Consider the following 6,419-nt stretch of genomic DNA (forward strand, 5'->3'; position numbering starts at 1 on the left):
AGCGCATCACCGCCGCTGGCCACGCGCTCAATGATCGCACCCTGACGGCCACGGAAACTGTCGTAGCCGAAGATGTCCTTGAGGACGCGTTGAGCCTGTTCGAGCATAAAAACTCCAAAAATCTACCGATACATCCCTGCTCAGGCTGGTTCAGAGCAGCCTCGGCTGCTTAAACAAAACGTAAGAACACATTGCATGACCAGCGCAGCGCCGGCAGGGATCGCAAAACGCGGCAGTATACCCGAGGCCTTCGCCGCACAGGGTGCCGCTGAGAAGACTCACTCTGCAATTGACATCACACCGAACCCTGTGGGAGCGGGCTTGCCCGCGAAGAGGCCGGCACTGACAACTTCTTCATCGACTGACACACCGCCATCGCGGGCAAGCCCGCTCCCACAGGTTTTGCGTCCGACCCGGCATTTGCGTGCGTCCGTGCGGGCAAATCTGCCAAGCGGCTGGCTAGAGCGCGCAAGAAGGCCTAGAATTCCCGCATTGTTTATTCCCCAAGGTAGCCCCGTAATGTCCTTCGCTGAGCAACTGACCCGCCTGCAAGTCTTCCTCGACGCCGACGAGCTGCACGACGAGGCGCTGGATTACGTCGCCGCCCACGGTTACCTGACCGCGCTGTCGATCTGCTCCGAAGACGTTCCGGAGCGCGAGTGGATCGACGCGCTGTTCGCCGAAGAGCCGCATTACACCGACGAAGCCCAGCGTGCCGAAATCGAAGCCACGCTGATCGGCCTCAAGGCGCACATCGCTCGCCAACTGGCCTCGGATGAAGAATTCGAATTGCCGTGCGAACTGGATCTGGGCGAAGAGCCGGACGACTCTGAACTGCGCGGCTGGTGCATCGGTTTCATGGAGGGCGTGTTCCTGCGCGAAGCGGCCTGGTTCGAAACCGCCGAAGAAGAAGTCAGCGAAATGCTCCTGCCGATCATGGTCGGTTCCGGCCTGTTCGACGAGCAGCCTGAGTTCGAAGACATCGCCAAGGACGCCAATCTGATGGACGACATGATCGTTCAGATCCCGGAAGCCCTGACCGCGCTGTACCTGCTGTGCCAGGCCCCCGACGAAAAACCGGCGATCCTCAAGCCTCGTCATCACTAAGAACCGGCCTATGGACAACCCCATAGGCAACCGCCCCCTGATGTTGCGCTACGTCCTGCTGGCCATCGGCTGGCTGAGCGTCGCATTGGGGGTGATCGGCATTTTCCTGCCGGTCCTGCCCACCACCCCTTTCCTTTTGCTCGCCGCGGCCTGCTTCGCACGCAGCTCTCCGCGCTTCTATCGTTGGCTGGTCGAACATCCACGGCTGGGGCCATGGATCCGCGACTACCTCGAAGGCAACGGCATTCCGCTCAAAGGCAAGGTCTACGCGATCGGGCTGATGTGGGTGAGCATTCTGTTCTCGTGCTATCTGGTGCCGCTGGTTTGGGCGCGGGGGTTCATGTTGACCAGTGCGGTGCTGGTGACGGTTTATATTTTGCGGCAGAAGACCTTGAAAAAACGCTGATTGCCCCACCTTCGGCGGCACAACCGTTCATCCGATATCCGTCCGCACCTGTCAGAGTTGACAGGTGCGCGCTTTAACGTCGCATGCTTAATTCTTCCGTATCGGCGCTGACAGCCCAGGTAAGCGCCCCGTGTGGAAGGCGAAAATTCATGACCAGCTCACAATACCTGATATTCCCTCCTGCGCCGCGTTCCGGTATCGGTGTGCTGGCCCTCTATCCGCCGCAACCACTCCTGCACAAGCTGCAAACTGACAAGAGCTACGGTATCAACATCGCCATGGTTGCTCAGAACATTAACGGATTGGGCTTCAGTCTCCCGGAGTATCTGTCGCAAGCCCTCGGTGACCGTATCGAAGTCTTCCTCGATAGACCAGATGTCACCAACCCTTCGTCCGTGATTGATTTCGTCCTTACAGAGGACGATTTTGAGGCCGATGGAAAGACCCCTAAAACCGTACTTTTTTACATTACAGCTGAAACCCTCGAGGAGAAATTCCTGCCGTTTACCGACGTCAGGCTGGATTGCTGGATTAGAGTCACGAGACTGAGCGGCAACCCGGGGGAATCGCCACACGCACGGCTCTGGTTCAAACACCCCGCTCCGGGCGAAGCGGACATTGACGGCGGCAAGCCTTCCAATCAGGGCCTCAAGCTGCCGATCGCATCGGAAAGTATCGTCGATCAGAGCGTCATCGAAGCGGGGATGGAAGTCACGGTTGCGCATTACTTCAATCAGCAGATCGGCGATACGGTCGTGCTGACATTTGGTTCGCTGCGGCTGGACTTTGTCGTGACCGACGCCTCGGCCGACATCGTTTTCGAGCTGACGCCTGACTTGCTCGCCGAATTGCAAAAAACCAGCAATCTGGTGGTGCGCTGGAGCGTTTATGACGTTGTCGAGAACTCCAGTGGTTTTTCGGAACCGCTCGTTCTGCCGTTCAAGCCCGGAATAACTCTGCTGACCGCGCCGATTTTCGAGCAGTCCGATGGCGACGACGTAATACACCATGACTGGCTTGCAGGCGGCCCGACGAACATTCTCCTGACGGGCAGTTTTGCGATCAACGATGTGATCGCCCTGACACTGGAAGGATTCACCCGAAACAACGTGCCAGTCACTCATACCTATTCTTTAACGGTGACCGTTGACAGCAAGACACTGAACTTTCCCGTGGAAAATTTCCGCATTCAAAATGTGATAGGTGGAACTTTACGGGCAACTTATATCCTGACCAGAGCAGGTCAGTCCAAACTTTCCAAACCTGCTGACGTCACCGTTGCGGGTAAATCCTTGCCACTGGGAGCACCGGAGGTCACCCCACTGGTGGAAGGTGAGCTGGCAGTCGACACTGCCAAAGCCTTTATAAATGTCGCCAGTTTCTGGCCCTTGAAACAAGGGGCAGAGGTCAAGCTGCATTGGCAGACCACAGACATCAACGGCAAGTTGGTACGGTTTACTTGGGGACAGCTTGTAACCGATCCCTCAAAGCCCATCGTTTTCGAGGCCGAGAACGAGTACATCAAGCCCTACGCCGGCGCGAGACTGGCCGTGCAGGCCACCATCACCAATCCCGGCGAAAGTGAAGTCTTTTCCGATATCGCGCAGTTGAAGATCGGCGATCCCAAGGAGCTTGTCCTCACGCCGCCCTCACTGGTATCGCCTTTCACTAATCCGCTTGATCCCTTGGCAGCGCTGCCGAGCATGCTGGTGGAATATCTCGATGCCAAGACCGAGAAGGTCCGTCTGGTGTGCACACCACTGCCCTTGGGATTTGATCGCTTCCCGCTGGTAGATCTGGATTCGGCCAAACAAGCCCGCTTTCCGTTCGACAGGCGCCTGATCGTGGCGCTTCACGGTGAAACCGTGCGATTCAAATTCAACCTGAATCAGGACGGCAAGAAAATCGGATCTTCTCCGGAAACTGAGGTTTCTTTCAAACTGATCGCTGATCAGGATCCCAGGTTTCCGAGACCGCGAATCATTGGCATTGATAACGCAATACTGGACGTAAAAAAACTGACCAGCGCAGACAAATTGGCGGTCAACCTCTGGCACGGACAACGGCCGGGCCAGAGCATGACGCTGGTGCTGATCGGCATCGACAGCAAAGACAACCCTGTTCGCCACGTCATCATGAACGCGGAGGCGAGCGTCACCAGCGCCGGGCTGATACGGGAACTGTCAACGCCGACGCTGGAAGTGTTGAAAAATCTCAAAAGCGGCACTACGGCGACATTGGTATTTTCCGTGCGCCTGGGATTGCGCGGCAAACCGGTGGAATTTCCCCACCAGACCTATCAGATCGAATCTCTGGTTGAGCTGCAGCCGGTCATCACACTGATTAAGGACTCGCAGAACAGGGAGATTCCGCATACCGACCTGACGGTTGATCCGAATGTCACGGTCGAGGGAACTGCGAGCGTAGAACAGCAGGTTGAAGTTCTGGTGAATGGCAAGTCGATAGAGACATTGACCACAGACAAGGAAGGGAAATTTTCGACGCTATTGAAGGGGCTCGTTGTCGATGTACTGACAGTCGTGCAGATTCGAGCACTCTATGGCGACGGTCTTCTCTCTCCTTTACGCTCGTTCACGCTGCGCACAGCGCTGCAAGTCAACAACAGCGCCATGGCCCTGTCAGGACTGAGAGTTTATGCATGGCGCCACACTCACAGTGCAGATTTTCCAAACAATACCCAAATCCGCGCCGCCGTCCCGTCTACAGGCGTCCACCCGATCACCTACAGAAGCAGTAATCCGAACGTGGCTTATGTCGACGGCAACGGGAAAGTCACGGGCATACGTAACGGCAATACGTACATTACCGTACAGGACCGATTCAGCTCATTTTCTTATTACGTCAGTGTGACGAATGTTTATCAGTTGGCTATCGGCGGCTACGGCATGACACACCAAGAGGCGCTCAACTGGCGATACAGCATTCCGGGCTCACTACCCATGGGTGGTGCACTGCACACAATGCAAGTGGTATATGGACCCGATCCTTATTGGCCAATAGCCGCTGGGGGCATATACCGGATGTGCGATGAAGGCGGCTGCCCGAGCAACTCGCGGTCGATATATGCGCATGCCAATGGCGGAATTGTTTGCCATCCGGACCTGAATGCCCGATGGGCGCCATGGTGTATCTATCCCATTTACGGGTAAGTCTGCTCGCGAAATCCGATTCACAGACAACACTTCTCTGCAGAAAGACAAAACCCGCCGTCCCGATTCAACCGGGGCGGCGGGTTTTGTTGTTTCAGACGTCAGCTCAGACCGTATCCACCTTCAACGAATGATCATTGAGCATGCCGCTGATGATCGTCGCCGTGTCGTGGCCGCTGGCAATCATGCCGCCTGCGCCCGGGGTCACGCCGTAGTGGCTGGCGAGGTTGACGCCGGCCAGGTCGATGGTCTGGCTCGGCGCGGCGCCGGCCATGGCGCTGACGTCGATGCTGGTCATCACCGAGGCGCCGCTGCCGCTGACGGTGAAGTGCAGATAGTCGTCCAGCGACGCGGTACTGGCGTTTTCGCCTTGCAGCAGTTGCGACAGATCGAGCCTGTCGGTACCGGGGGTGAAATCGGTAATCAGGTCGTGGCCGCTGTTGCCCTTGAGCCACTGGAAGGTGTCGGCCCCTGCCCCGCCCGTCAGCGTATTGTTGCCCATGCCACCGATCAGCAAGTCATCGCCAGCGCCGCCATTGAGGAAGTCGTTGCCGAGGCCACCGTTGATCACGTTGTTGTTGCCGTCGCCGGTGAGGCTGTCGTTGAAGTTCGAGCCGAGCAGGTTTTCGATGCCGGTCAACGTGTCAGTACCGGCGCCGAGGGTGTTTTGCGCACCGAGCAGGCCGAGGTTAACGGTGACCGCGGCCGTGGCGTGGGCGTAGCTGGCGGTGTCGCTGTCAGTGCCGCCGTCGAGCAGATCGTTGCCCGCGCCGCTGTAGAGCAAATCGTTGCCGCCGTCGCCGTGCATTTCGTTGTTGCCGGAGCCTGCGCTGAGCACGTCATTGCCGTCGCCGGCATTGATCACGTTGTTGCCGCTGCCCGCCACCAACACATCGTCGCCAGCAGTGCCGGTGAGGGTGTGGCCGTCCTGATAGCTGATGCTGACGTTGGCCGTGTCGCTGCCGCCGTGGTTGTCGTTGGCGGTGTAGGTGCCGTGGTAGTCCGGTGTAGTGTCATGGGCCCCGGCGTAGTTGAGGGTCATGGTCAGTTGGTAGTTTTCCGCCGCGTTCGGGTTGCCGCCACCATTTCCAATGTTGGTGATGTGGATCTGGTAGACGCCGTCCGCCGAGGCGCTGAGGGTCTGGCCGTCCGCCAGCGCCATCCAGGCACCGCCATTGAGCGAATATTCCATGCTGATCTTACCGGCACCCAGATTGTGATCCAGATTGAGGGTTTCGCCCTGACGCAGATTGACGGTAATGCGGTCTTCATCGTTGGCATTGCTGTTGCTCACCATGCCCAGATAACCGCTGACCACCAGCGCGGCGGTCATGGTCGCGGCATTGGCGCTGAAGGCGCTGCGCACGTTGGCCAGGTTCTGGTTGGCCGCATTATTGTTCTGCCCAGTGAAACCGATCAGGCCGCTGCCGGTGAAGTCTGCCGCTTTGGAAATCCAACCAGTATTGAAACTGGTTGGCGTGGCGTTTAGGGTGTCGCCGTTCGGATCGCTGTCATTGGCCAGCAGCAGCTCACCCGGCACCACGATGTTGCCCGAGAGCACGTTGGTGATGACGTGATCGTCCATCGCCACCGGTGGCGCGTTGGGAATCACTTTCACCGTCAGGGTGGAGCTGGCCAGATCGCCGTCGTTGTCGCTGACGGTGAAACCGATGTTTTCGGTGATGACCACGGCGGTGGTTTTCTGCGAGGTGTAGCTGTATTCGCCAGTGTCGAGG

Annotated in this window: 5 protein-coding genes; 3 read left to right on the plus strand and 2 right to left on the minus strand. The window is 57.9% G+C overall.

The genetic code is table 11. From position 1 onward, the window contains the following. Positions 1 to 107 (minus strand): hypothetical protein (locus OQK_RS31940; RefSeq protein WP_443216330.1); only part of this gene is annotated, 107 nt, incomplete at its 3' end. 412 nt (positions 108 to 519) lie between these two features. Between OQK_RS31940 and OQK_RS03505 the strand changes: the two genes are divergently transcribed. The 3 genes from OQK_RS03505 to OQK_RS03515 all read left to right on the plus strand — a co-directional run bounded on the left by OQK_RS03505 (position 520) and on the right by OQK_RS03515 (position 4,683). After that, on the plus strand, positions 520 to 1,107 hold the full coding sequence (locus tag OQK_RS03505) for a UPF0149 family protein (RefSeq protein WP_016771143.1): 588 nt from the start codon (positions 520 to 522) through the stop codon (positions 1,105 to 1,107). A 10-nt stretch (positions 1,108 to 1,117) separates the two neighbouring features. Next, on the plus strand, positions 1,118 to 1,513 hold the full coding sequence (locus OQK_RS03510; protein ID WP_016771144.1) for a YbaN family protein: 396 nt from the start codon (positions 1,118 to 1,120) through the stop codon (positions 1,511 to 1,513). A 149-nt stretch (positions 1,514 to 1,662) separates the two neighbouring features. Further along, positions 1,663 to 4,683 (plus strand): Ig-like domain-containing protein, encoded by a 3,021-nt coding sequence (locus tag OQK_RS03515; protein ID WP_016771145.1) that lies wholly within the window; start codon positions 1,663 to 1,665, stop codon positions 4,681 to 4,683. A 106-nt stretch (positions 4,684 to 4,789) separates the two neighbouring features. On the opposite strand, the gene OQK_RS03520 is transcribed toward OQK_RS03515, so the two are convergent. Further along, a partial coding sequence (locus OQK_RS03520; RefSeq protein ID WP_038860500.1) for a type I secretion C-terminal target domain-containing protein occupies positions 4,790 to 6,419 on the minus strand: 1,630 nt, incomplete at its 5' end.

It is taken from the genome of Pseudomonas sp. R62 (genome assembly GCF_000257605.1).
Classification (GTDB): domain Bacteria; phylum Pseudomonadota; class Gammaproteobacteria; order Pseudomonadales; family Pseudomonadaceae; genus Aquipseudomonas; species Aquipseudomonas atacamensis.